The following is a 23,813-nucleotide window of genomic DNA, read 5'->3' on the forward strand; positions in this document are numbered from 1 at the left end:
CTGCCGCCCGACTACGCGATTCAGGTCGGCGTTTGCGTTCGGGAAGCATTAAAGCAGACGACCTCGTGGCCTTCCGGCCGCCAAGCGACGGCGGGGAGCGCGCGCCTCACCCGCCTCTTCCCTGAGGACGCGTCTGGTGAAGCAGGCCGGGCGTGCTGCCAGCAAATCGGAGGTCTGCGAGAGCATGCACTGCTCGGCCTACGGAGATCGAGACCAGGAAGATCACAGCCGGAGTAGCCGATCAGCTGGGTGGCACCGCCAAGGCGGGTAGGATCCGATGTGGGCTCATTCCGCCGTCCTGGGTCTTGACGCCGAAGCGATCGCAAGTATTCGCCGACGTCGTCAGGGCAGGACCACGTCGACCCGCAGACCGCCGGCCTCGCCAGGAGCGGCGGACACCCGGCCGTGGTGGGCTGCGGCGATCGAGTGCACTATGGACAGCCCCAAGCCGGCTCCATCGCGCTGGCTAGTGCGCTCGGCGGACAAGCGACGGAACGGCTGGAACAGCGAGCTCACCGACTCGGCCGGTACGCGCTCTCCGGAATTGCCCACGCTGAGCGCAGGCTCGGCGCTGAGGCTCACCTCGACCCAGCCACCAAGCTGGTTGTACTTGATCGCGTTGTCGACCAGGTTGGCGACCAGCCGCTCCAGCATTATGGGATCGCCGTGAACAGTCCGCTCTGGCAAGTCGCTGCGAAGGGTTAGCTCGCCTTCGGCGAGCCGGTCGGCGTACCGTGTGAGGACCGAGTCCACAAGTTCGTCCAGTCGCACTGGCACCGAGCCGGGCAACCCGCGGTCGGCTTCGGCCAAGACGAGCAGGCCTTCGATCAGCCGGTCGTTGCGCTCGTTGACAACCAACAGCTGGGCGGCCAACCGTTGCACGTCGTCACCCCCGCCGGTGACCATCGCGACCTCCGCCAGTGTTCGCTGTACCGCCAGCGGCGTGCGCAGTTCGTGCGACGCGTTCGCGGCGAACCGCCGTTGCCCCTCGAAGCCGACGGCCACGCGGTCGAGCATTCCGTTCACCGCGACGGCGAAGGCGTGCACTTCTCCGTCCGTCTGGTCCAGCCGCATGCGCTGGCCGAGGTTCTGCGGTCCGATCTCCTCAATGGTGGCTGCCAGATCCGGGAGCGGCCGCAGCGCCCAAGAAGTCAAGGGGCGGCGCAGGACGACCACCAGTGCGACCACGGCGACCAGCGGCAGGAGCCACAAGATCCCACCAGACACGCTGTGACAGCCGGTCCCCCGGGGACACAGGCCGGTGTTCACGAACGTCCCCAGAACTACGCCCAGTGCCTGGAAGAGCGGGTGCGCCACCACCAAGGCGGCGACCAGGACACCGAGGAGGAGTAGCTCGACGCGGCCGCGTACCGAACCCCGAAGGCGCCTCAGGTACCCAGCCGATAACCCGCGCCGGGCACGGTGTGGATCACCTGAGGGGCGCCGAGCTTCTTCCGCAGCGTCATCACCGTGACTCGCACCGTGTTCGTGAACGGATCGGCGTGCTCGTCCCATGCCTTCTCCAACAGCTCTTCCGGGCTGACGACCCGGTCTTCGGCTCGCAGCAGTACCTCCAAAACGGCGAACTCCTTGGGGGACAACGGCAACGGCCGACCATCCCGAGCCGCGAACCGCTTCGCCGGTTCCAGTTCGACGCCGGCGCGCTCGAGCACCATTGGCAGCGCCGGTCGCGCGCGTCGAGCCAGCGCGTGCACCCGGGCAACGAGTTCGGCAAAGGCGAACGGCTTGGTCAAGTAGTCGTCCGCGCCCAGGCCGAGCCCGTCGACACGGTCGCGGATACCGGCGGCGGCCGTGAGCATCAGTACGCGGGTCTCGCCGTCTCCGCTGGAGATCTTGCGGCAGACCTCGTCGCCGTGCACCAGCGGCAGATCGCGGTCGAGCAGCACGACGTCGTACCGGTGGACCGCAACGCGTTCGAGCGCGGCGTCGCCGTCGTAGCAGACATCCACGGCCATGCCCAGATGACGCAGCCCCTCCGTGATCGAGTCGGCCAGCATCCGCTCGTCTTCGGCTACGAGTATTCGCATGGTTTCCTCCTCGCGGGCTTCAGTACAACCCCGGGCGGATAAAGACCGGATAAACGTCGACTTTAACGGTGCATGAGTTCGCTCCGGCTAGACCTGGGCCATGAACTTCGCCGGAAAGAGCGCCACCGTGTGGGGCACAGCCGGGTCCATGCTGGTTTCTTTCGGTGCGTTCGGAGCGGGTGCCACGCCGCGTGATCCCGTGCTCTTCAGGGATCTGCAGACCGGGTACGGCCGTGTGTTCGCCACTGCGGCTCTGTACCTCGGCCTTGCTCTGGTGTTGTCGGGGTGGGTCAGTTTGGGACACTCGGTGCGGGCGGGCCGGAGCAGCGTGCGTGAGGTCGTGGGCGCTACCTGGCTCTGGTGTGTCCCGCTGCTCTGCGCGCCACCGTTGTTCAGCACGGACTTGTACACCTACCTCGCGCAGGGCGCCGTGGCGCACGCCGGCCTGGACCCCTATACGCACGTACCGGCCGAGCTGCCCAGCGCCATAAGCGAGAATGCCGCCGGTGGGTGGATGTCCGTTCCATCGCCGTACGGGCCGCTGCAGATCCTCATCGTGAAGTCGGTGGTGGCGGTGACCGGGGAAAACGTCGTCCTCGGTGCGTTCCTGACCCGGTTGGCGATGGTGGTCGGCCTGGGGTTGCTTTGCCTCGCGGTGCCCGTTCTGTGCCGTCATCTCGGCGCCCGGCCGGACCGTGCGCTCTGGATGACGGTGATGAATCCCCTGACGCAGCTGTGTGTGCTGTCCGGCGGGCACAACGACCTGCTGATGGCCGGACTGCTCGCGGCCGGCACGGCGCTGGTGCTCACCGGCGAGCCGAAGCTGGGGTTCGTATCCGTAGCGCTGGCAGTCGCGGTGAAAGGGCCCGCGGCAGTGGTGCTGCCTTTCCTGATGTGGGTCTGGGCTGCGCAGCGACCGGGCCGGCGCGGCGCCTTCGTCGGGTTCGCGGCTTCCGCGATCATTGCGGGCGTCACATTCGGGATGTGCAGCGTCGTCGCCGACGTCGGTCTGGGCTGGATCGGGGCGATGCGCGGGAACTATGTGCTGGAACCGTGGCTGTCGCTGCCGACCGCGCTCGGGAAGATTGCCGGGCTGGTGCTGCATGGTTCCGCGGTCGGGACGTTCCGGTTGGGCGGCGAGGTTGTCCTCATCGTCCTGCTGGCCTGGTTATGGTGGCGCTCACGCACAGGCGGCGCGGACGCGGTCCGCGGTGCCACGGTGGCGTTGCTCGCGACGGTGGTGCTGGCGCCGGTGGTGCTCCCGTGGTACTTCACCTGGCCGTTGGTGCTGGGGGCCTCGGCAGCGTGGCGGACTTCGCAGGTCGCGCTGGCGGCTGCGGTTTCGACATGGCTCACGGTGAGTTCTCACCCGGATGGCAAGACCTTGCTGCCGCCTTGGGCTTTCGGAGTGCTCGCGATGGTTTCGGTCGGTGTCGGCGTGTGGACGGCAAGGCGTGAGCTATAGTGCTCGATTCGTTTGCGGTTTCAGCAACGGCTATTGCCGTTCAATACGCATACGGTCGGTGATAAGCGGGATCTGCGGGCCGAGGTGATGTCACCCTGAGTGGCGCCTCAGTCGACGCGCTGTTGAGCGGGTTTCGTACGCACCGCCATCGCCGAGCTGGCCTCTGTAGATCACTCTGCCGAGGGAACGACCAAACCGGACTCGTAGGCGGCCACTACGGCTTGCGCCCGGGTGCTCAGCTCCAGCTTGCCCATGATTCGCTTGACGTGGGTTTTCACTGTCTCCGCGCTGAGCGTGAGCCGCTCAGCGATCTCGGCGTTGCTGAGCCCGTGGCCCACGAGGTGCAGCACCTCGGTCTCGCGGCCCGTCAGCGAGCCGAGGTGGTCGCGGCGGTACTTCGACGGCCGGTGGTGCTGGGCGAAAGTTTCGATCAAGCGCCGCGTGATCCGTGGCGATAGCAGGACGTCGCCGGCCGCGACGGAGTGGACGGCGGCGATGATCCGGTCCGCTGGCGTGTCTTTGAGCAGGAAGCCGGCCGCGCCCTCGCGCAGCGAGGTGTAGACGTACTCCGAGACGTCGAACGTGGTGAGGATGATGATCCGCGGCGGCTGCCCGTCGTTGCGAGCCAAGATCTGCCGGGTGGCGGAGATCCCGTCCAGGTCGGGCATCCGCACGTCCATGAGCACGACGTCCGGCCGGCTGGCAACGGCCCGGGACACCGCCTCGACCCCGTTCGCGGCGTCGGCGATCACCTCGATCCCCGGAGCGGCCTTGAGCAGCGCCACCAGCCCGGCCCGGACCAGCGGCTGGTCATCGGCGACCAGCACCCGGATCGTCATGGTCTCTCCTCGGTCGGCAAGGACGCGACGACGCCGAAGCCACCGTCCGGCCGTGGTCCAGCGTCGAACGTACCTCCGTAGAGCGTCGCTCGCTCGCGCATACCCTCGATTCCATACGACGAGAGGCCGCTTCCTGCTCGGGAGCCGACGCCATCGTCAGTGATCTTGACATCGAGGTGCCGTGCACGGTGGGTGATCTCTACGCGCACTGACGCCGGACCTGCGTGCTTGAGGACGTTGGTCAGCGATTCCTGCACGATCCGGTAAGCGGAGATGGCCACACCGGGCGGCACGGCTTTCGGCTTTCCGGACTCCACGAGGTCCACGGTCAGGCCCGCCGCACGGACGCGTTCGACCAAGCCGCCGAGCTCGTGGAGCCCCGGTTGCGGGGAGAGATCGAGCTTGTCGTCGTCGAGCCGCAGCACGTCCAACAGCCGCCGCATCTCCAGGAGCGCTTCCCGGCTCGTCGCCTCGACGGTGGTGACGGCCGCCCGGGCCATCGGGCGGTCGCTGTCGAACACGTAGTTCGCCAGACCGGCCTGCAGGGAGATCACCGACATGTGGTGTGCGACGACATCGTGCAGTTCCCGTGCGATCCGGACGCGTTCGTCGGCTGCGGCGCGGCGAGCGTTTTCGGCCTCGCGCCGCACACGCCGACCCCAGCCTTTGGTGCTTTCCCCGAGCACCCAGGCACCCAACAGCACTAGCGTGGTTTCGATCAGCTGGGGCAGGGTCAGGCCCCCGTTGGGCGTCAGGAACGAGGGTACGAAGCAGGACGCGGAGAGCAGCCACGTCACGCCCGCAACCGGCGTGGATCGCATGGTTCCCACGGTGAAGACCGAGAGGAGCAGGCCGATGCCCGCGTTGGGGAGTTCCGCGGATTCCATTATGGAGTATGCGGTTACCGCGCAGGCGGTCAGCACCATGACGACGACCGGTGCGACCTGGCGCAGGACGAGCGGAGCGACGGTCAGGATCCCGAGGACGTAAACGACCCATCCCACGCCTGGGCGGGCGGCGACATTGGCGACGGTGAGGGCTACCAGAGCCGTGGCGATCAGGCCGTCGAGCAGGGGAGCGGGAAGCTTCGTGCGCACACCGTCACGGTAGCCGACCGGGCGGGGGCACCCCCGAAACAGCAGGTGCTACCACCAGGGGGGTATGGCCGGATACCCACTTCGGAGGACGCATAAGCACCGGAATTTTCTTAGGGTCGCGAACGAGAGAAATACACATCAATGCGATGACGCTGACGACAGCGGTCGACGCGGCGCCACAGCGACAGCGCCACGCCCGGCTCGGGTGTCCGGAACTCGACTGTGGCCCAACTGTGCCCGGGGTACACGTTGTCAACGTTGTCCATGGAATTCGGAGAACCGATGGGTAGCACGTGTGAGGCCGCTGGTGTCGGCGTCAACGGCACGGATGGACGAGCTCGTCGCCGTACCCTGGTAGCCCTGTTCACGAACAAGTGGTCGGCGTTGGCAATGGAGGTGCTGACGGACGGGCCCCTCCGGTTCGGCGAACTACAGCGGCGGCTTCGAGGGGTGAGTTCCAAGGTGCTTACCCAGACGTTGCGCAGGCTCGAAGAGTTCGGCTTGGTAAACCGGGTCGTGTATCCGGACATTCCGCTCCGTGTCGAATACTCGCTGACCGAGGTCGGGCAGGGCGCCACAGGACTGTTGCGGGATCTGCGGGACTGGGTCGACCAGAACATCGGTGAACTGGAGCGTCGTCCGGTCTCCGATGGATCGAGCAATACCGGTGCAGGCCCATGACAGCCGGGTGTCCGGTCGTCGCGAGCGACGCCAGGTAGTGGTGCCGCCGTTCGTCCCGGGACGACCACACCACTACCCGGCTCCCTTCCCTTTCCCCAAGGGAAGGGCCCTGCCGATCCATCCACCGCGAAACAACGGAGGACCGGCGCTCGCCGGCACTGATTCGGCCGGGGCTTGGAAGCTTCGGTGCCTCTCGCGCTCACTTGAGATCAGTGAATCCGTTATTTTCTCTCGTACTCGACTGTGGCCGGGCGGGAGTTCTGTCGATGTTCCGTTCGACCCAGTCACGAACCGCTGCCAGCGGGACAGCGGCACTCAGCCCGAGCTCGCTCAGCGAATACTCGACGTGCAGCGGAACGGACGGATAAACCACACGATCCAGGATCCCGTGGTCTTCAAGCCGTCGTAGGGTTTGCGTGAGCACCTTGGGGCTGACGCCCTCAAGGCGTCGTCGAAGCTCTCCGAAGCGCAACGGGCCGTCTTCGAGCGCGCCTATGGCCAGGGCGGACCATTTGTTCGCCAAGAGGTCTAACATGGCCCGGCAGGGGCACTGGGCTTCGTAGACGTCGTGGGTTCGGTGCCGTCCGGTCTCGCATACACTGGTCATCAGATCTCCTCGTGTGCTCTTCGGCCAGGGTTGGTGTACCTGGCCGCGCCTTCAGTCGATGACCCGGAGGACGACCTTCCCGCGTGTATGTCCTCCTTCGCCGTGCTCGTGCGCCTTCGCGACGTCAGCCAAGGAAAAGGACTGGTCCACCTCGATGCTCACGGAACCGGTGTCGATCAAATCGGCAATCTGCTTGAGAGTTGCGCCGTCCGGTTCCACCAGCAGTGCCTGCGTGCGGACGCGTCGCTCGTCGGCGGCCACCGCGAGCTCGGGGTGCGAACCGTTGAGGGTGATGTGCAGGCCACCGGGTTGCAACGTTTCCAGCGACCGGAACGAGGTGCGGTAATCGTCTCCGATCGGGTTGAGGACCACATCCAGATCATCGAAGGCGTCTTCGAAGTCCAAAGACGTGTAGTCGACGACCGCGTCGGCTCCCAGCCCGGTCAACCACGAGTGCCGAGCGGCACTCGCTGTCCCGAAGACGTGAGCCCCCAGGTGCTTGGCGATCTGGATGGCGAAATGTCCCACCCCGCCCTCTGCCGCGTGAATCAGCAGTCGCTGTCCCGGCGCGAGCCGGGCAGTGTCCACTAGGGCATGCGACGCCGTCAACGCCGCCAGGGGAACCGCCGCGGCTTCTGCATGGGTGACCGTGGCGGGTTTACGAGCCAGCTGACGGCTGGGTGCGGTCAAGTATTCCGCGTAGCAACCGGCGGCGCGGGGGAACCGCGGCATGCCGTAGACCTCATCTCCCGGCTCGAGGGTGGTGACTCCGATTCCGACCTCCTCCACCACACCGGAGACGTCCCAACCGGGAATCAACGGCAGATCCCCGGCGATGCCCGTCACCCCGCCGCCCGACCGGGTCTTCCAGTCCACCGGGTCGACCCCGGCTGCGTGGACTCTCACCAGGACTTCGGTCGGGCCCGGCACGGGCTTCACGACCTCCTCGACCCGCAACACCTCAGGGCCGCCATGACGGTGATAGACGGCAGCTTGCATCGACGTCGGCATCCGAACTCCCGAATTCGCACGGCGGGCGCAGTACGCCCCGCCCCGGCCCACACAACATACGATCGAGGCAGTAGTTACCTGCAAGGGTTACGACTCTCCATTGGAGAGTGAGCAGCTTGGCCGGTACGGTCAGTTGGTGGGTCATCGCCGCGATCACCGAAATCGCAGGACGGACTCGTGGCCAAGTCCGGCGGCGTCACCGTCCACACCAGCATGGTCACCCCGCCGAGCAAGGTCACCAACGCGGGCAGCGGCCGTCGCGAGCGATGACCGCGGAAGTGACGAGTGAGACCGCGCCGGTCGCTTCGAGCTTCCGCAGCGGTAGGTCGGTGATCAGGTAGCCGGATAGGGCGAAGAACAGGTCCACCCCGAGAAAGCCACCGGGTAGGTCACCGTTGCGGAACAGCAGCACACCAAGGATCGCGGCTCCGCGCAACCTGTCCAACGCGGGCAGGTGCGACCGGCGCCCACTGGCGAACCGAACGACCTCGGCCGCCTCATGGCGCGTCGCGACGCTGGGTTTACCCAAAGCTAAGGCCGGTACACCCTTGCCACACGACGCATCGCTTGCTCATCGCTTCGTCGCCAAGCAGCCCCGAGGTGCCGCCTGGACACTCATTGACCGATCTGGTTACAGCAGCTCTGCCGCGGCCGCGATGACGACCGTTTCGCTTCACTCCCGCCCGTGCGGTCCCCGCTGTCGGAAGTGGTCGTGCGGGTGGTGTGAAATTTGGCCGTGACGTCATGGAGAGGACCGGGCGATCCCGCCGTCGAGGTGGAGCAGCTGAAGGAAGCGCTGGCGACGCAGCCGGTGATCGAGCAGGCGAAGGGAATGATCATGTTGGCGCGGACCTGCACCTCTGACGAAGCCTTCGTCGTCTTGCGGGAGATCTCGCAAGACACCAACGTGAAGGTGCACGACGTGGCCGCCGTCATCGTCGCGTGCGCCAGTCGCGCCGAGCAGCCCGGCGAATTGGCTGGCCTGGACCAGCAGGCGATCACGCTGGTGCTGGACGAGGCTCGGCGGCGAGGCGTGGACGCGGCGTTCGGCTGAACACCAGTCTTTCTCGCGCCGCGCAGACTTGTGGATGCGCGGCCGGTGAAGGCACCCGGCGATATCGCCACGCCGCCGCTTTCTCCCAGTTCATACGGTGACAGGGTTCGTGGTGGGGCTGGATCGTTTGTTGCTCGGTTGTACCGTCGTGGGGCGGCGGTTCAGTCCGGTAGCCGTCGCGTCCGTAACTCGCCTGCCCCGAACGGGGCGTGAGGGGCTGGACTCGTGCACCGGCGGTTCGGCCTCACGGTTGGTCCGAGGAGGCCGTGACCTTGTCTTCCGAGTTCGTCCCCCGGCCGCAGCGCCGATGGGTGTACTCACCCGCGGCGTCGTTCACGGTGACCAGGACGGCCGAGACGAGCGTGATCATTGCGGTCGGCGACCTGGACCTCACGGTCACCGGCGACCTGGCTGCCCTGCTCGGACAGGAAGTCGGTCTGCGGCCGCGGGCGCTGGTGCTGGACGCATCAGCGGTGTCCTTCTGCGCCGCCCGCGGGGTGACGGTGCTGCTCGACGCCGTCGCTGATGCTGAGGTCGCCGGGGTGCCATTTGCGGTCGTCGGCCGGCAGCAGGCGTTGCTGCGGCCGATCACCGTCCTTGGCTTGGAGCAGGTCTTGCCGCTACATCACAGCGCGGCCGACGCCGTGGCCTGGCTGGCGCTGCTGCCCCAGCTGACCGACCTGAACGCCTGCTGAACCCGACTGCCCGGTCACGCTGTCGCGGCTCCTGGACTCCGCGTAGACGATGTGCGACCTCGCCAACGTGGCCTTCATCGTGTGGGCCGAGCGGGCCCGCGGCGAGGCCAACGGGCGGCGGCCGGGCATGATGTGTCGGTGACTTTCCCGGAGCCGGAGCCGGAGGCGGGTGGCTTCCCCGCCGCATCCTCGTCCGCGGTGTCGGTGTCGCTGCGGCGCGTCGAGACCGCCCTGGTCCTCAGCGTCGGCGGCGAGGTCGACCTCGTGACCGCGCCTGAGCTGAACGACGCGGTCACCGCCGCGCTGGCCGAGGCGCCCCCGGTGCTGATCGTCGACTTGACCGCGGTGACCTTCTTCTCCTCGGCCGGCCTGGCGGTCCTGTTCAACTTGCAGAACGCGGCGGGGCCCGCGACCACGGTCCGGGTCGCTGCGACCTCGGTCGCCGCGCGGCCGATGGCCATCACCGGCGCCGACCGGCTCATGCCGGTGTTCGCCACGCTCGCCGAAGCCCTCTCGGCCGGGCATCCAGCCGAGCCGTCTTCGGAGCACGGTGACGCGAGCCCGTCTGGGAGCAGCCAGTGACTTCGACGTTCCACGGGGCCTGGTGATGGAGTTCGATGCTGGCGCTGGAAGAGCCGGATCCGGCTCTTCCAGCGCCGATCGCGGGCCTGGCCTGCGTAGAGATCAGCGCCACGCGGCCGCTGCTGACTCAGCTTCGTCGGCAGCTCATCGCGTGGTTCGGCCAAGCCGGCCTGCCCGCGGGTCGGATCCAGGATTTGGTGCTCGCGGTCTACGAGGCGTTGGCCAACGTTGTCGAGCACGCGTACCTGGGCGCACCCGGCACCCTCGACCTGCACGCCCATCGGCATGGCAGCCGGGTCACCGTCACGGTCATCGATCGCGGCTGCTGGCGCCCTGCCGCCGTGCCGGGGCTGCTGCGCGGGCGGGGGTTGCCGCTGATCCACACCCTGGCCGACGAGAGTGCCTTCACCACCACGCCGGCTGGCACGGTCGTCGAAATGAGCTGGATCTGCGCCCCGGTCATGTGACCACGCTGCCGGTTCTCGGCGAATGTGAGCCGGGACGGTTAAGTGACCCGGTCGCATGGGTGGGTCATCAGTACTCGGGACGGGGTCTCGGGACAGGCGGCGGCCTGGCGGGATGACCACGCCGCACCGTCGGGGCGGTGCCGGACAGCACGGGTCATCGCAGCAGGCCGCCGCGCCCTTGCCACCGAGCGCGCGGGATCCCCCCTGTCCGAACTCAGCCGATGCAGCCTGGATCAGGTCGACGTAGCCCGGCAGCGGCGCTCGAAACCGCACCGTAGCCGTCAGGGAGCTGGAAATCTTCCTGCGTCGACGGCCTGCTCAACGGCGGCACGCAGGTCGGCGAACGCGTCGAGCAGCTCGAACACGTTGCCCGTCCCGGCCGGCCGCGGGTCGGGGTCTGTCGTTGCAATGTGGGCTGTCGCCGCGATCATGTAGAAGTCGCCGGGGAAGTCGACGGGAACGCGACGGTCTTCGCTGGACCCGGGTAGCAGCCTGGGCCACGCATAGGTGTGCGCCATGCCGCTGTAGGTGTTCCAGAGCCAGATGACGTGCTCGCGCAGCAGCTCGTTGTGTCCGTCCTGATACTCCGGCGTCAGAGCCAGCGCTTCGCCGACCAGCTTGGCGGTTCCTTCCATGACGGCACCGTCGCCCGGCGCCCGGTGACCGTCGTGGAGGTTGGCATTCTGTTGTTTCGCCGTCTGCAGGTACTCCGAGGGGGGCCGCAGCCCAGAGAGCTGATTGAAGCTGACATAGCGGTCAAGGGCTTGTGTGAAGCTCTTCGACTCCTGGGTGACGAGCACGCGAGCGTTTTGGAGCCTGATCTCGGGGTCGGCTGGTAGAAGCGCGAACACGATTCGGCCGGATCCCACCAACGCTGCTCGGAGCAGTGCGTGCAGCACGATCATACTGGTGGGAATGTTCGTCTCGATGATGTATGCGATCTGGTCGAGCGCTCCCCGGGCCGAGTCGGCGGCGGCGATGATCGAGCGGTCAAAACTCATCGGCCCTGGTGCGAGCGCACGCGCGAGTCGATAGACCTCGCAATCGTCGCTGTACGGCATCTCGCCGATCTCATCGTGCAAGTGATCTACCGACTCGCGCACGATGCTGACTGCAGCGGCCAGCGCCTGCATCGCGTCTGGGTCGCCGAGCCCCATGTCAATGGCCATGGCCCAGTCTTGCACCGGCCCGACCGCCGCCACTCCCAGCCGGCAGCTCGGACCGCATGCTGAGTCGAACGACGACTACTGTACAGCCCTGACCTGGCCAAATGGTGCAACGCCGACCGAAATCGCTGATTCAGATGGCGTGCCCACTCACCCTGCTGTGGTGCCCCCGGCAGGAATCGAACCTGCGACACCGACTTTAGGAGAGTCGTGCTCTATCCCCTGAGCTACGAGGGCGTGCGACTAACTCTAGAGGATACAGAGGTCGTTACGCACGGCGTGGTCAGTCACAGCGCTGCGAACGTTGCGATCACTTCTCCCGTGTCGTGCCCGCGGACGACCAACTCGTAGTCATCGATGGTGATGCTCCCGCCACCGTGTCGACGTGCAGCGCCAATCAGCAAGCGCCTGAGCTGGGCAGGATCTGCAGGGTCGGCCTCTGCCAGGAAGGTCTTCACCGGATCGGCGAGGTACATGAGTTGCAGGTCGAGCAATGCAGCGCCCGCTGTCTGGACGTCGGCCTTCACGGGTTCGTTCAGCGCGCGCGACCCGGCGGTGGCACCTGCGAAGGCTGGCTCGTCGGATTCCAAGATCAGCGGGCGCTTCCCGCGGCCTCCTTCGGAGAGCATCCCCCATGCCCGCAGTAGCCCGGCCGCTCGGTGAGCGGTGCCGACGCTGACGCGATGGGTCGCTGCCATCTCCTTGATCGATGGGGCGACGCTGCCGGGCTTCAGGTCGCCGTCGATGATCGCTCGACGCATGGTTGCGGCAATGTGCTCGTACGGAGCGCTGGGCCGGGTCTTGGCGCGTTCGACCGGGTCCTCGAGAGTCGGTCGAGCAGGCATGCTGGCCCTCAGTTGCCCCGCGGCTCGTTGATCAGCCTCCGACTTCCACGCTGCGTAAACGCGGAGGGTTGTAGTACCCCCGCCGGCGTGCCCGAGCCGTCCGGCAACGGTCCGGATGTCGATACCTGCCGCGATGAGCTCGGTCGCGTTGTAGTGCCGCAGCGACTTCATCTGCGTATTGATGCCGAGAGAACGGACCATGCGACGGTAGCGCTGAGTCACCGAGCGTGGCTTCAATGCAACCGAGTGGTCTGGGGTCAACGAGAACATGAACGCGTCGTCGTCGAGTTCGATTCCTGCAGCCTGCGCGATGGCCTCGACGTGGGCCCAGTACTCGGCCAGCATTTCGTTGGTCTCGTCGTCAAGGACGACGTTCCGGCGAATGTGGTTCTTGATGTCCTTCTCAAAGACGTCGTCGCGGACCTGGGCAACGGCGCGCCGGAGATAGATCACCTTGCGTTCACTGTCCCAGTGCCGCCGACGTATGGCGATGACCTCACCTCGGCGAGCGCCGAGAATCATGGTGAGCCAGACGTACATTCCCCAAGTCAAGTCGCGGCGATACGCGTCTGCGACGATGATTGCCGCTTCTTTCGGGCTGGGAGGATCCGGTTCGGGAAGGACTGGCTCGGGGGCTTTGAGGCCGGCGAGCGGGTCAATTGACCACCAGTCCCATTCGATCGCTTCGGAGTAGGCGCCGGTGAGGATGAAGTGAATCTTTCGTACCGTGCTGGTCGCCAGGCCAATGCATGTGTGCGGCTTGCATCGCGCATCGCAGACGTGCGTTACACGCGTACGATGGTCGACGAGATTGGTCTCCCGGCAATGAATACGGCACCGGTAACACTCGGCATAAAGCTTTTTGAGTAGGTTTTTCGGCTTTTTTCCAGCCTTCTCCTTTCCTATGATGGGGACAATGTGCAAGTCGATGAGTTCCTGGTCGCGGGCGAGCGTGGTGCGAGCGATCTTGTCGCCGATCTGACGCTCGGCTTGATAGCGATCAAGTAGGTGTGCGACTGAGGCGTTGGTTTTCGCGTGACGATCTTCGATGACCTGATTGAGTAGACGCGTCAGTGCGTTGTCGGCCTCGCGCTTCGCGTTTGGGCCCGCCGGGATGGTCTCGGTAGGCCGGATGCGCCTGCGGGTGACGGGATCGAAGCCGCCGTCCACACGGACACGGATGCTCCCGCTGGGAAGGACATCGATCGTGCCCTGCGGAGCTCTCAGGTGCCCGGCACGCCCCTTGGCGACGCCGGGATTGCCGGACCGAGCGCTTCCCCCTCGTGACCTGGTCATGATCCAATTCTAGACCCGTTTTGGGTCATGAAATGGGTCATGACAGTCGGCAGGGGTCGGTTCGCGCTCCTGTCACCTGCGCAGACGCAAGAGGTTCGATCCTGGGACACCCGCTTTAGGAGAGCGGTGCTCTATCCCCTGAGCTACGAGGGCTTACCTCGCACAGGCTACCCGACGGTCGGCGCAAGCTGTGTGCCGTCCCCGGACAGCCGTTGGCTGCTGTCTGGGGACTGGGACGACCTGTCACCCAACGTAGCGCCGGCCTCCTGAGCCGGTTCGCTACCGTGTCGGGCAGCCGAGACGGCGGGAACCGGAGTGCGTACGTACTACGACGAGGACGACTACGACGGCTTCGAGGCCGGGCAGGACCTGCTGATCCGGCGCCTGACCGCCTGGGCGGCCGCGCAGGGCCGGGAAATCGAGCCGGACGCCGTGGCGCTGGCGCTGCAGTTCCGGCACACCTCCGTCGACGGGCGGCTCGCCTGCTGGACGGCCGCGCTCGTGCAGCACTTCCTGCTGAGGTACGTGCCGCGCACGCTGTCCGCAACCGCCGCCGACGCTGTGCTCGTGCCCGAGACGGTGGGGCTGTTCCTTCGCTACCTGCACGAGACCGGGCTCGCCGATCCCATGGGTGATCCTCCGGCGGATCTCGAGGAAGCCGTTGCGAAAGCGGCGGCAGACTTCCCGGCCGCGATGGCCGACGAACGCAACTTCGGCGTGGGCAAGTACTGGGTCATGACTGCCATCCGGCACGGGGTCGATCCCACCGACCACGACGCGCTGAACGCGTTCTTCGCCGAGGCGCGCGCGGGGCGGCACGGTGGTGATCCGGAACTGCTCGCCGGGCTCGTTGCCCGGGAGGCCGACGAACCCGCCGGGCGAGGGCTTCCCCAGCTGCCCGTCTCGTTGCCGCCGGAGCCGGAGCTCGTGGAGGCGGCGGAGCGCTCCACGCTCGTGGTCAAGCTGCGGAACTTCGTCGACTGGGTGGGTGACGGCCGGACGTTGACCGGCACCGGGACCCTCAAGCTCGCCCACGCGCGCGAGCTCGTGGCGCTGCTGGACACCGGCGACGAGCTCGACGAAGCGGGCCGGCCGGTCCGCACCAGTGCCGACCTGCCGCACCTCGCCATCCTCTTCGAGCTTGCCAAGCGCACGCGGGTCGTGCGGGTGGTCAAGGGCAAACTCGTGCGCGTGGCGAAAGCGGCACCGCTGCTGAACGACGCGCTCGCGTTGTGGACCGCGGCGTTCGACGCGCTCCCCGAGCCGGGGCTGCTGGTCAAGCCGTCGGGCTGGGCGCCCGGCTATGCCGTCTTGCTCGACGAACTGCTCGGCGTCGTCCTACCGGACGTGCTCAACACGATTTACGGCGTGCCGGCGCCGATTCCCGTCGTCAGGCTGGTGGAAAGCACGTGGCTCGCCTGTGCCGAACTCACCTACACCGACCTGCAGCCGTTGACGGAGTCGCTGTGGCGAGACGGGTTCGCGGCCGAGTTCCGCAGGCTGCTCGCCAAGCTGGCCGAATTCGGCGCGGTCGAGCTGGCCCAGGGGCCTGCCGATCCGAGCTACACCCAGGACCTGGTGCCCGAAAATCCCGAGCTTCCGCCGGACGCCCAAGCCCGGCTGCGGACCGCGCTCGACGCGCCGTCGCTCGACCTCGTGAGGCTCACCCCACTGGCGACCCGGGCCGTCCGGGCCAAGCTGCTGCGAGAGGGCCGCGTGGCGCCCTTGGTCGGCGAGCTCGCCGACGCCGCTCCCGCGGGATTGCTCGGCGTGGTCACGGAGCACTACAGCGAAGAAGCGGCCGCGGCGGAGATCTCGGGCTGGCTGGCCGCGCACGGTGGCCGGGAGGCGGGGCTGGCCTTGCTGCTGGACGCTGTCCGGCGGTGCCCGTTCCGCGCACGGGCGTCCGTCATGCTCGACGTCGTTACCGGCTCGCTCCCGGGCGGCGAAGCGCTGCTGCACGACCTGCGTGCCGACCCGGGCCTGGGTCCGGTCGCGACCCGGCTGCTGGTCGACCGAGGCGAGCTCGTCCTCGAAGACCTCGACGAACGCGAAGCGCTGCTCGGCGTGGCGGAGCAGTTCCTCGTCATGCTCGAGGCGGCCGGGTCGGAAGCGACGGCTGCGACGCTGGCCGAGGTCCCCGGCGACGAACGCGGCGGCCTGGCAAGGGCGATCCTCGCGTCGGGCCACCCGGACCAGGCCGGGCTTGCCGAACTGGCCGAAGTCTTCGAGCAGGTCCGGGCCGTCCGCACCGCGCATCCTCTCGGCGGTCTGGCGCGATCTGCGCGCAAGGGGAAACGCCGTCGGTGAACCTGCCGCCCAACTCTCGTCGTCACCCAGGTGAGTGGTTCTCACGGCCCTCCCACATGGCGGATACACCCCAGCGCACCGTCCACTGCACCTGACCTGGACGGACCAGCCTGTCACCTGGTCGTGTCTGGTTTCGAACTGCTGAACAACAGTAGGTAACCTTCGTTAACGGGACGCGGGGAGCCGCTCCCACCGGCTGTTGCGGAGGGCTTCGTTGATCAAGCTCATGTTCGCCGACGACGAGGAACTGGTGCGCTCGGGGTTGCGCGCGATGATGTCCGGGGCCCAGGACATCGAGATCGTGGGCGAGGCGAGCGACGGCAGATCCGCCGTGGAGGTCGCGCGGCGGTACCACCCCGATGTTGCCCTGCTCGACATCAAGATGCGGGCTCCCGACGACGGCATCCGCGCGCTGCGGGCCATCCTCGCCCTCCCCGATCCGCCCACCGTGGCCATGCTGACCACCTTCGACATCGACGAATACGTCAGCCTCGCGCTGCGGCTCGGGGCCAACGGCTTCCTCCTCAAGGACATCGACCCCGCTGCGCTGCTCAGGGCGGTCAGGGACCTCGCGCGCGGGGGTGCGGTCCTGGACCCGGGTGTTGCCGCGCGGATGGTTCAGTCGCACCGGGACGAACAACGCGCTGCTCAGCCCGCCCGCAAGCTGCTCGCCTCGCTGTCCGAACGGGAACGCGAAGTCGTCGCCCTGATCGGGCAGGGGTTGTCCAACGCCGAGATCGGCGGGCGGCTTCACCTGTCCGAGGCCACCGTCAAGGGGTACGTCTCCGCCGTGCTGTCCAAGATCGGGGCCGCCAACCGGGTGCAGGCCGCGCTGCTGGCCTACCGCGGTGGCCTGCTCGACCAATAGATGCTGCTCACGGCGCTGGAAGTCCTCGGGCTCGTCGCCTTCGCCGCGTCCGGGGCGCTCGCCGCGGTGCGGGCGCGGCTCGATGTCTTCGGCGTCGTCGTGGTCGGGCTCACCACCGCGCTCGGCGGCGGTGTCATCCGGGACGTCCTGCTCGGCATCCACCCGCCCACGACGCTGCGGAACTGGCCCTACCTCGCCGTCTGCGCCGGGACCGCCCTCGTCGTCTTCGTCTTCCACCCGCAGGTCGCGCGGCTGCGGCGGGGCGTCCTCCTTGCGGACGCCCTCGGGCTCGGCGTCTTCGCCACCGCGGGGACGACCATCGCGCTGAACGCCGGCGCCACCGTCTACGCCGCGTGTCTGATCGGGATGACGACCGGCATCGGCGGCGGGGCCGTGCGCGACCTGCTGCTCCGGGAAATCCCGCTCGTCCTGCGGAAGGAGATCTACGCCGTGGCCGCGCTGGCCGGCTCGGCGCTCGTCGCCGCCGGTCACGCTGTGCGACTTCCTTCGGGGCCGGTGACCGTCGTCGCGGCCGCCGTCGTGGTTTCCATCAGGATGGTCGCGCTCTGGCGGCACTGGAACGCGCCGGTCGCGCGGGGTCCCGAGTGAGAAATCCTTTGTGAGTTCTGCGTGTGTTCTTAGGCGGGTCTCAGCACGCTGCGTAAAACTAGCGCCATGCGCATCCTTGTGGTGGACGACGACCGCGCCGTCCGTGAGTCGCTCCGGCGGTCCCTGGAGTTCAACGGCTACCAGGTCCAGCTGGCCAGCGACGGTGCGCAGGCCCTGGAGGCGATCATCGCCGACCGGCCCGACGCGATGGTCCTGGACGTCATGATGCCCCGGCTCGACGGCCTCGAGGTCGCCCGCCGCCTCCGCAGCACCGGTGACGACCTGCCGATCCTCGTGCTCACCGCCCGCGACACCGTCTCCGACCGGGTGTCCGGGCTGGACGCCGGCGCCGACGACTACCTGCCGAAGCCCTTCGCCCTCGAAGAACTGCTCGCCCGGCTGCGGGCGCTGCTGCGCCGCGCCATCCCGGAGGGGCCGAACGGCCAGGCCTCGGAGGTCCTGTCCTTCGCGGACCTGACCCTCGACCCCGGCACGCGGGAGGTCCGCCGCGGGGGCCGCGAGATCAGTCTGACCCGCACCGAATTCGCCCTGCTGGAACTGTTCCTTTCCTACCCGAAGCACGTCCTGACGCGTGGCCGGATCCTGGAGGAAGTATGGGGTTACGACTTCCCGACGTCGGGCAACGCGCTGGAGGTCTACGTCGGTTACTTGCGCCGCAAGACGGAGGCCGAGGGGGAGCCGAGGCTGATCCACACGGTGCGCGGAGTGGGGTACGTCCTGAGGGAAACGCCGCCGTGACCGAACCCGGCGATCCCCGGGGCACGCGCTGGGGAGCCCGCCGGTTCTCCCTGCGCGGCCGGGTGACGCTGCTCGCCGCCGCCTGTGTCGCCGGCGCCGTCGCGCTGGTCTCGATCGGTGCGTACATGGTCGTGCGCAGCAACCTCTACCAGCAGCTCGACGACAGCCTGATGGCCCGCGCGCAGGCCGCGGCCGACTCGCCGCAGGTGCAGACCCAGCTGCGGCAGGTCCCCGGCGCCTTCCTGGCCAGCGCCGACCTGCAGATCGGGCAGCTGACGGCGGCGCCCGACGTCCAGCACGCGGTGATGACGTACCCGCTGTCGAGCTCGCCGCCGCCGTTCGGGCAGAACGAGCTGGCCGTGGCGAACGGCGATTCGCCGGAGTCGCTGCGGACGGACTTCCGCACCGACAGCCGCGTGGTCGCGCTGCCGACCGGGCACGGCGAGGCCATCGTGCTGGCCCAGTCGATGGGCCCGACCAAGCGCACGCTGAACGAGCTCGCCCTGGTGCTGTTCCTGATCGGCGGCGCCGGCATCCTGGTCGCCGCCGCGGCGGGCACCGCGGTCGCGCGGACCGGTCTGCGCCCGGTCGACCGGCTGACGTCGGCCGCCGAACGCGTCGCCAGGACCGGCGACCTGCGGCCCATCCCGGTCAGCGGCGACGACGAGCTCGCGCGCCTCACCCAGACGTTCAACACGATGCTCGGCACGGTCGCGGATTCGCAGGAACGCCAGCGCCAGCTGGTCGCGGACGCCGGCCACGAGCTCCGGACGCCGCTGACGTCGCTGCGCACCAACCTCGAGCTGCTGCTCGCCGCGAGCAAGCCGGGGGCGCCGCCGCTGCCGGACGAGGACCGCGTCGACATCACCGCGGACATCAGCGGCCAGCTCGACGAGCTGACGCAGCTCATCGGCGACCTCGTCGAGCTCGCGCGCCAGGACGAACCGCGCGAGCGGTTCGAGCGCGTGGAGCTGCTGGAGGTCGTCGAACGGGCGCTGGACCGGGCGCGGCGGCGGGCGGGCGAGATCAACTTCGACGTCTCGCTGCAGCCGTGGGTCCTGACCGGCGACAACAGCGCGCTCGAGCGCGCGGTGCTGAACCTGCTCGACAACGCGGTCAAGTTCTCGCCGCCGGAGTCGACCGTGTGGGTGCGGCTGTACCCGCTCGGCGACGGCACCGCCGTGGTCGAGGTCGCGGACGCCGGGCCGGGCATCGCCGAAGAGGACCTGCCGAAGGTGTTCGACCGCTTCTACCGCTCGTCGGAGGCGCGGACGCTGCCGGGCTCGGGCCTGGGGCTCGCGATCGTGAAGCACGCGGCCGAGCGGCACGGCGGCGCGGTGTACGCCTCACAGGCGCCCGAAGGCGGCGCGTTGATGACGATCCGGTTGCCGGGCGCGCCTGGCTGAGACCCTTCCGCTGTTGCCTGTTCGCCCGGCCCGTGGTGATGTTGTTCAACCCGGTTGCCGCTCGCCTGCCCTGACCTGTTGTTTCGAAGTTCACCCGTCTCCGTCCGGCGATCGCCGTGTTGAATCGTGTAGGATTTTGTGTGGTTGAGGTGCGACGGACGGAGTGAACGGTGCTGGCGCGTCAGCGACAGGCGGTGATCCTGGAAGAGGCCCGCCGGACCGGGGCGGTCCGGGTCAGCGACCTCGTGACCAGGCTGGGCGTGTCCGACATGACGGTGCGGCGCGACCTCGACGTCCTCGCCGGCCGTGGCCTGGTCGAGAAGGTGTACGGCGGTGCCACGTCGGTCGTCGGCAAGAGCACCGACGAACCCGGCTTCGAGGCGAAGTCCGTGCGCCAGCGCGCGCAGAAGGAGGCCATCGCCGAGCTCGCCGCGACGCTCGTCCGGCCCGGCACCGCGATCGGCATCTCCGCCGGCACGACCACGTGGACGCTGGCGAGGGCGCTCGACGACATCCCCGGGCTCACCATCGTGACCAACTCCATCCAGGTGGCGGACGTCCTGCGCGGGTCGACGCAGCCGGACCGCACGGTCGTGCTCACCGGGGGCGTGCGGACGCCGTCGGACGCGCTGGTCGGGCCGGTCGCTGTGCACAGCCTGCGGTCGCTGCACCTGGACGCCGTCTTCCTCGGCGTGCACGGGATGGCCGACGGGCCGGGGTTCACGACGCCGAACCTCACCGAGAGCGAGACCGACCGCGCGCTGGTCGAGGCCGGGCGCAAGCTGGTCGTGCTCGCCGACCACACCAAGTGGGGCACCGTCGGGATCTCGACGATCGCCGACCTGGACGAGGCCGACGTCGTCGTCACCGATGACGGGATCCCCGACGAGGCCAAGGAAATTCTCGCCGAACGGGCGGGAGAACTCATGATCGCCGAGACGGCGGAGACGGACGAGGCCCGAGAAGCGTGAAGCGCACCGTACGACACCTGGCCGACGGCCGGGAGATCATCTATTTCGACCAGCCCGGCGCGCCCGAGCGCGTCGCCGAGGACACCCGTGACCTGCCGCCGGTTTCGGCGGCGTCGGAGATCCGGCTGGACCCGCTGACCGGCGAGTGGGTCGCGATGGCCGCGCACCGGCAGACGCGGACGTACAAGCCGCCGGCCGACCTGTGCCCGCTCTGCCCGAGCAAGCCCGGCAAGCCGAGCGAGATCCCCGAAAGCGATTACGACGTCGTCGTCTTCGAAAACCGGTTCCCGTCCTTCGCCGAGGACGTCGTCGGCGAGCCGTCCACTGTGGATGGTGCCGGGCTGGTGCCGGTGCGGCCCGGGCGTGGCCGCTGCGAGGTCGTCTGCTTCACCAGCGACCACGACGGCGCGTTCTCCCGGCTGAGCCCGGAGCAGGTGCGGGCCGTGGTGGACACCTGGGCGGACCGCACGGCCGCGCTGTCCGCGGTGCCGGGTGTCGAGCAGGTCTTCCCGTTCGAGAACCGCGGCGAGGAAATCGGCGTCACGCTGTCGCACCCGCACGGGCAGATCTACGGCTACCCGTTCGTCACGCCGAAGACCGCGCGGATGCTCGACGTCGCCCGCGCCCACCAGGCCGAACACGGCCGCCCGGTGCTGGGTGACGTGCTGGCCGCCGAGCAGAAGTCCGGCGCGCGCGTGGTCGCCTCCGGCGAGCACTGGACGGCGTACGTGCCGCCCGCCGCCCGCTGGCCGGTCGAGGTGCACGTGGTGCCGCACCGGCAGGTGCCGGACATCCCGGCGCTGACCGACGCCGAGCGCGACGACTTCGCCGCCGTCTACCTCGACGTCCTGCGCCGCTGCGACGCGCTGTACGACCGGCCGCTGCCCTACATCGCGGGGTGGCACCAGGCGCCGGTGCACCGCGACCGGGAACTCGGCTGGCTGCACCTGGAGCTGTTCTCCGTGCTGCGGGCGAAGGACAAGCTGAAGTACCTGGCCGGCTCGGAGTCGGGCATGGCGGTGTGGATCAACGACGCGACGCCGGAGCAGATCGCCGAACGGCTCCGCGCGGCGGGCTGATCACGGCCATACTCATCTCCGATGCACAGGTTCGGCTCAGGAAGCTCTCAGGACCATCGCGCAAGGTGAGGACATGACCGAGAACGACCCCAGCGCACACGACCCCGCGGCGCCGAGGCACCCCGAGACCGGCCAGCAGCCGGCTCAGGGCGGTTGGGCGGGGAACCCGTACGGTGAGCAGGCCCAGCCCGAGTCCGGCGGTGCGCCGCAGTACTCCGAGCCGTCGTACCACGCGGTGACCGGGGCCGATCCGGCGTACGGCGGGCAGCCCGCGAACCCGTGGTCCGCCCAGGGCGCGCAGCTGCCGTCCGGCCAGACGCAGCAGAGCGTCTACCCGCCGCCGAACCCGTACGGGCAGCCCGCCACCGGCGGCTATCCCGTGGCCACGCCCCCCGCGCCGCCCGCGCCCAAGCGGTCCGGCGGGAAGCTGCTCGCCGGCGTCGCGCTGGTCGCGCTGCTGGTCGGCGGCATCGCGGGCGGGACGGTCGGGTACTTCACCGCCGGGTCGTCCGGCCCGGCGAGCAACGCACTCGACGCGCCGAAGCCGGCCCAGCAGACGGGCAACGCGCCCGCCGGCTCGGTCGAGTCCGTCGCGCAGAAGCTGTCGCCGAGCGTCGTCGAGCTGCAGGTCAGCGGCCAGCAGGGGGCCGGCGAAGGCTCCGGGTTCGTCATCAGCACCGACGGCTACATCCTGACCAACAACCACGTCGTCGAGGTCGCCGCGAACGGCGGCCAGATCCGCGCGGTGTTCCAGGACGGCAAGAAGGCCGCCGCCAAGGTCGTCGGCCGCGACCCGACGACCGACATCGCGGTCGTGAAGGTCAGCGGTGTCGGCAACCTGACCCCGGTGGAGCTCGGCCGGTCCGACGACCTGCGCGTCGGCCAGTCGGTGGTCGCCATCGGCTCGCCGTTCGAGCTGGCCGGCACGGTCACCTCGGGCATCGTCAGCTCGCTGCACAGGCCGGTGCGCGCTGGCGGCAGCAGCGGCGACCAGACCACGGTGATGGACGCGGTCCAGACCGACGCGGCGATCAACCCGGGCAACTCCGGTGGCCCGCTGGCGAACATGGCCGGGCAGGTCATCGGCATCAACTCGGCGATCTACAGCCCGCAGTCGGCGTCCGGTGGCCAGGGCCAGGGCGGATCCGAGGGCGGCAACGTCGGCATCGGCTTCGCCATCCCGATCGACCAGGCGCGTCGCACGGCGGACACGATCATCAAGACCGGCCAGGCGGTGCAGACCTACATCGGCGCCCAGGTCAAGGACGCCCAGCAGGGCGGCGCCGAGCTCGGTGCCATCACCGCGGGCAGCCCGGCGGAGAAGGCCGGCCTGAAGGCGGGCGACGTCGTCACCAAGATCGACGACCGCCCGATCGACTCGGCCGACACGCTGGTCGCGGCGGTCCGCACCCGGGCCCCGGACGAGAAGGCGACGTTCACGCTCGCCGACGGCCGCACGGTCGAGGTGACGCTCGGCGGCCAGCCCGTCCAGCCCAACTGATGTAGCGCAGACGCTCGGCCGCCTAGCGCGGCCGAGACCAACTTCGGCTCGACCCCCGTTTCCGGGGCCGGACCCACAAGGCCACGCGCGACCGGGTATTCGATGCCGGTCGCGCGTGGCCGCATTTGTGCCCCGGGTCAGGGACTCGGGCGGTCGGGTTGCGTACCGGGAAGGTCGGCTGGCGTGCCCGGAGGGTCGGATGGCGTACCCGGAGGGTCGGCTTGCGTCCTCGGGCGGTCGGGTCGCGGACCTGGGCGGTCGGCTTGCGTGCCTGGAGGGTCGGCTGGCGTACCCAGGCGGTCGGTTGGCGTGCGGGCTGGGGCATCACGCGTGTGGAGTTGCCCCGGTGAGGCGGACACGGGTTTTTCAGGCAGCCAGGGCCTGACGGTAGCTGGTTCGGGCTTCGGCTGGGGTGTGGTGGCCGACCGTTGAGTGCAGCCGGTTGTGGTTGTAGTAG

General features: G+C 68.7%; 23 protein-coding genes and 1 tRNA gene. 14 read left to right on the forward strand and 10 right to left on the reverse strand.

Annotated features, from left to right (window positions below; all coding sequences use genetic code 11):
• Positions 1-342: 342 nt before the first annotated feature.
• A complete protein-coding gene (locus ACLJPY_RS36905; RefSeq protein WP_410595626.1) occupies positions 343-1,212 on the reverse strand; it encodes a sensor histidine kinase in 870 nt (289 codons plus the stop codon).
• 176 nt (positions 1,213-1,388) lie between these two features.
• On the reverse strand, positions 1,389-2,048 hold the full coding sequence (locus ACLJPY_RS36910) for a response regulator transcription factor (RefSeq protein WP_410595627.1): 660 nt from the start codon (positions 2,046-2,048) through the stop codon (positions 1,389-1,391).
• 100 nt (positions 2,049-2,148) lie between these two features.
• Between ACLJPY_RS36910 and mptB the strand changes: the two genes are divergently transcribed.
• Positions 2,149-3,513 carry a polyprenol phosphomannose-dependent alpha 1,6 mannosyltransferase MptB gene (gene mptB, locus ACLJPY_RS36915; protein WP_410595628.1) on the forward strand — a complete coding sequence of 455 codons (1,365 nt, stop codon included), beginning with the start codon at positions 2,149-2,151 and terminating at the stop codon, positions 3,511-3,513.
• Between the two features lie 170 nt (positions 3,514-3,683).
• Here mptB and ACLJPY_RS36920 read toward each other — a convergent pair whose 3' ends face one another.
• Together ACLJPY_RS36920 and ACLJPY_RS36925 are read right to left on the reverse strand one after the other, a co-directional pair.
• The gene (locus ACLJPY_RS36920; protein WP_410595629.1) at positions 3,684-4,352 is read right to left on the reverse strand and encodes a response regulator; all 669 of its coding nucleotides are present in this window, start codon (positions 4,350-4,352) and stop codon (positions 3,684-3,686) included.
• Complete coding sequence (locus tag ACLJPY_RS36925) at positions 4,349-5,449, reverse strand: sensor histidine kinase (protein WP_410595630.1); 1,101 nt, start codon at positions 5,447-5,449, stop codon at positions 4,349-4,351. Before ACLJPY_RS36925 ends, ACLJPY_RS36920 begins: the two co-directional genes overlap by 4 nt.
• 264 nt (positions 5,450-5,713) lie before the next feature.
• Here ACLJPY_RS36925 and ACLJPY_RS36930 point away from each other — a divergent pair, with 264 nt between their 5' ends.
• A complete protein-coding gene (locus tag ACLJPY_RS36930; protein ID WP_410595631.1) occupies positions 5,714-6,130 on the forward strand; it encodes a winged helix-turn-helix transcriptional regulator in 417 nt (138 codons plus the stop codon).
• 199 nt (positions 6,131-6,329) lie between these two features.
• Here the strand turns inward: ACLJPY_RS36930 and ACLJPY_RS36935 are convergent, their stop codons facing one another.
• The 3 genes from ACLJPY_RS36935 to ACLJPY_RS36945 form a co-directional block, all read right to left on the reverse strand.
• Entirely contained in the window at positions 6,330-6,737 is a 408-nt protein-coding gene (locus ACLJPY_RS36935) for a winged helix-turn-helix transcriptional regulator (protein ID WP_410595632.1), read from the reverse strand.
• 51 nt (positions 6,738-6,788) lie between these two features.
• The gene (locus ACLJPY_RS36940) at positions 6,789-7,748 is read right to left on the reverse strand and encodes an NADP-dependent oxidoreductase (protein WP_410595633.1); all 960 of its coding nucleotides are present in this window, start codon (positions 7,746-7,748) and stop codon (positions 6,789-6,791) included.
• Positions 7,749-7,983: 235 nt separating this feature from the next.
• On the reverse strand, positions 7,984-8,277 hold the full coding sequence (locus ACLJPY_RS36945; protein WP_410595634.1) for an acyltransferase family protein: 294 nt from the start codon (positions 8,275-8,277) through the stop codon (positions 7,984-7,986).
• A gap of 246 nt (positions 8,278-8,523) precedes the next feature.
• Between ACLJPY_RS36945 and ACLJPY_RS36950 the strand changes: the two genes are divergently transcribed.
• The 4 genes from ACLJPY_RS36950 (at position 8,524) to ACLJPY_RS36965 (ending at position 10,546) form a co-directional block, all read left to right on the forward strand.
• Positions 8,524-8,802, forward strand: coding sequence for an ANTAR domain-containing protein (locus ACLJPY_RS36950; RefSeq protein ID WP_410595635.1), 279 nt, complete (start codon positions 8,524-8,526; stop codon positions 8,800-8,802).
• A gap of 266 nt (positions 8,803-9,068) precedes the next feature.
• On the forward strand, positions 9,069-9,497 hold the full coding sequence (locus ACLJPY_RS36955; protein WP_410595636.1) for an STAS domain-containing protein: 429 nt from the start codon (positions 9,069-9,071) through the stop codon (positions 9,495-9,497).
• 138 nt (positions 9,498-9,635) lie between these two features.
• Positions 9,636-10,079, forward strand: coding sequence for an STAS domain-containing protein (locus tag ACLJPY_RS36960; RefSeq protein ID WP_410595637.1), 444 nt, complete (start codon positions 9,636-9,638; stop codon positions 10,077-10,079).
• A 35-nt stretch (positions 10,080-10,114) separates the two neighbouring features.
• Positions 10,115-10,546, forward strand: coding sequence for an ATP-binding protein (locus ACLJPY_RS36965; RefSeq protein ID WP_410595638.1), 432 nt, complete (start codon positions 10,115-10,117; stop codon positions 10,544-10,546).
• 281 nt (positions 10,547-10,827) lie between these two features.
• Here the strand turns inward: ACLJPY_RS36965 and ACLJPY_RS36970 are convergent, their stop codons facing one another.
• The 3 genes from ACLJPY_RS36970 to ACLJPY_RS36980 all read right to left on the reverse strand — a co-directional run bounded on the left by ACLJPY_RS36970 (position 10,828) and on the right by ACLJPY_RS36980 (position 13,853).
• Positions 10,828-11,715 (reverse strand): hypothetical protein, encoded by an 888-nt coding sequence (locus ACLJPY_RS36970; RefSeq protein WP_410595639.1) that lies wholly within the window; start codon positions 11,713-11,715, stop codon positions 10,828-10,830.
• Between the two features lie 158 nt (positions 11,716-11,873).
• A tRNA-Arg gene (locus tag ACLJPY_RS36975) sits at positions 11,874-11,949 on the reverse strand.
• Positions 11,950-11,999: 50 nt separating this feature from the next.
• Positions 12,000-13,853: a tyrosine-type recombinase/integrase gene (locus ACLJPY_RS36980; protein WP_410595640.1), complete on the reverse strand. Its 1,854-nt coding sequence runs from the start codon at positions 13,851-13,853 to the stop codon at positions 12,000-12,002.
• 315 nt (positions 13,854-14,168) lie between these two features.
• Here ACLJPY_RS36980 and ACLJPY_RS36985 point away from each other — a divergent pair, with 315 nt between their 5' ends.
• From ACLJPY_RS36985 to ACLJPY_RS37020, 8 genes are all read left to right on the forward strand, one after another.
• Complete coding sequence (locus tag ACLJPY_RS36985; RefSeq protein ID WP_410595641.1) at positions 14,169-16,163, forward strand: hypothetical protein; 1,995 nt, start codon at positions 14,169-14,171, stop codon at positions 16,161-16,163.
• Positions 16,164-16,377: 214 nt separating this feature from the next.
• The gene (locus ACLJPY_RS36990) at positions 16,378-17,031 is read left to right on the forward strand and encodes a response regulator (RefSeq protein ID WP_003087851.1); all 654 of its coding nucleotides are present in this window, start codon (positions 16,378-16,380) and stop codon (positions 17,029-17,031) included.
• Complete coding sequence (locus ACLJPY_RS36995; protein WP_410595642.1) at positions 17,032-17,640, forward strand: trimeric intracellular cation channel family protein; 609 nt, start codon at positions 17,032-17,034, stop codon at positions 17,638-17,640.
• 66 nt (positions 17,641-17,706) lie between these two features.
• The gene (locus ACLJPY_RS37000) at positions 17,707-18,399 is read left to right on the forward strand and encodes a response regulator transcription factor (protein WP_043789320.1); all 693 of its coding nucleotides are present in this window, start codon (positions 17,707-17,709) and stop codon (positions 18,397-18,399) included.
• A complete protein-coding gene (locus ACLJPY_RS37005) occupies positions 18,396-19,805 on the forward strand; it encodes a sensor histidine kinase (RefSeq protein ID WP_410595643.1) in 1,410 nt (469 codons plus the stop codon). Before ACLJPY_RS37000 ends, ACLJPY_RS37005 begins: the two co-directional genes overlap by 4 nt.
• Before the next feature lie 170 nt (positions 19,806-19,975).
• Positions 19,976-20,776: a DeoR/GlpR family DNA-binding transcription regulator gene (locus ACLJPY_RS37010; RefSeq protein WP_410595644.1), complete on the forward strand. Its 801-nt coding sequence runs from the start codon at positions 19,976-19,978 to the stop codon at positions 20,774-20,776.
• A complete protein-coding gene (gene galT / locus ACLJPY_RS37015; RefSeq protein WP_410595645.1) occupies positions 20,773-21,855 on the forward strand; it encodes a galactose-1-phosphate uridylyltransferase in 1,083 nt (360 codons plus the stop codon). Before ACLJPY_RS37010 ends, galT begins: the two co-directional genes overlap by 4 nt.
• 73 nt (positions 21,856-21,928) lie before the next feature.
• On the forward strand, positions 21,929-23,356 hold the full coding sequence (locus ACLJPY_RS37020) for a trypsin-like peptidase domain-containing protein (RefSeq protein ID WP_410595646.1): 1,428 nt from the start codon (positions 21,929-21,931) through the stop codon (positions 23,354-23,356).
• Positions 23,357-23,813: the final 457 nt, after the last annotated feature.

It is taken from the genome of Amycolatopsis sp. lyj-23 (genome assembly GCF_046549135.1).
GTDB lineage: Bacteria > Actinomycetota > Actinomycetes > Mycobacteriales > Pseudonocardiaceae > Amycolatopsis.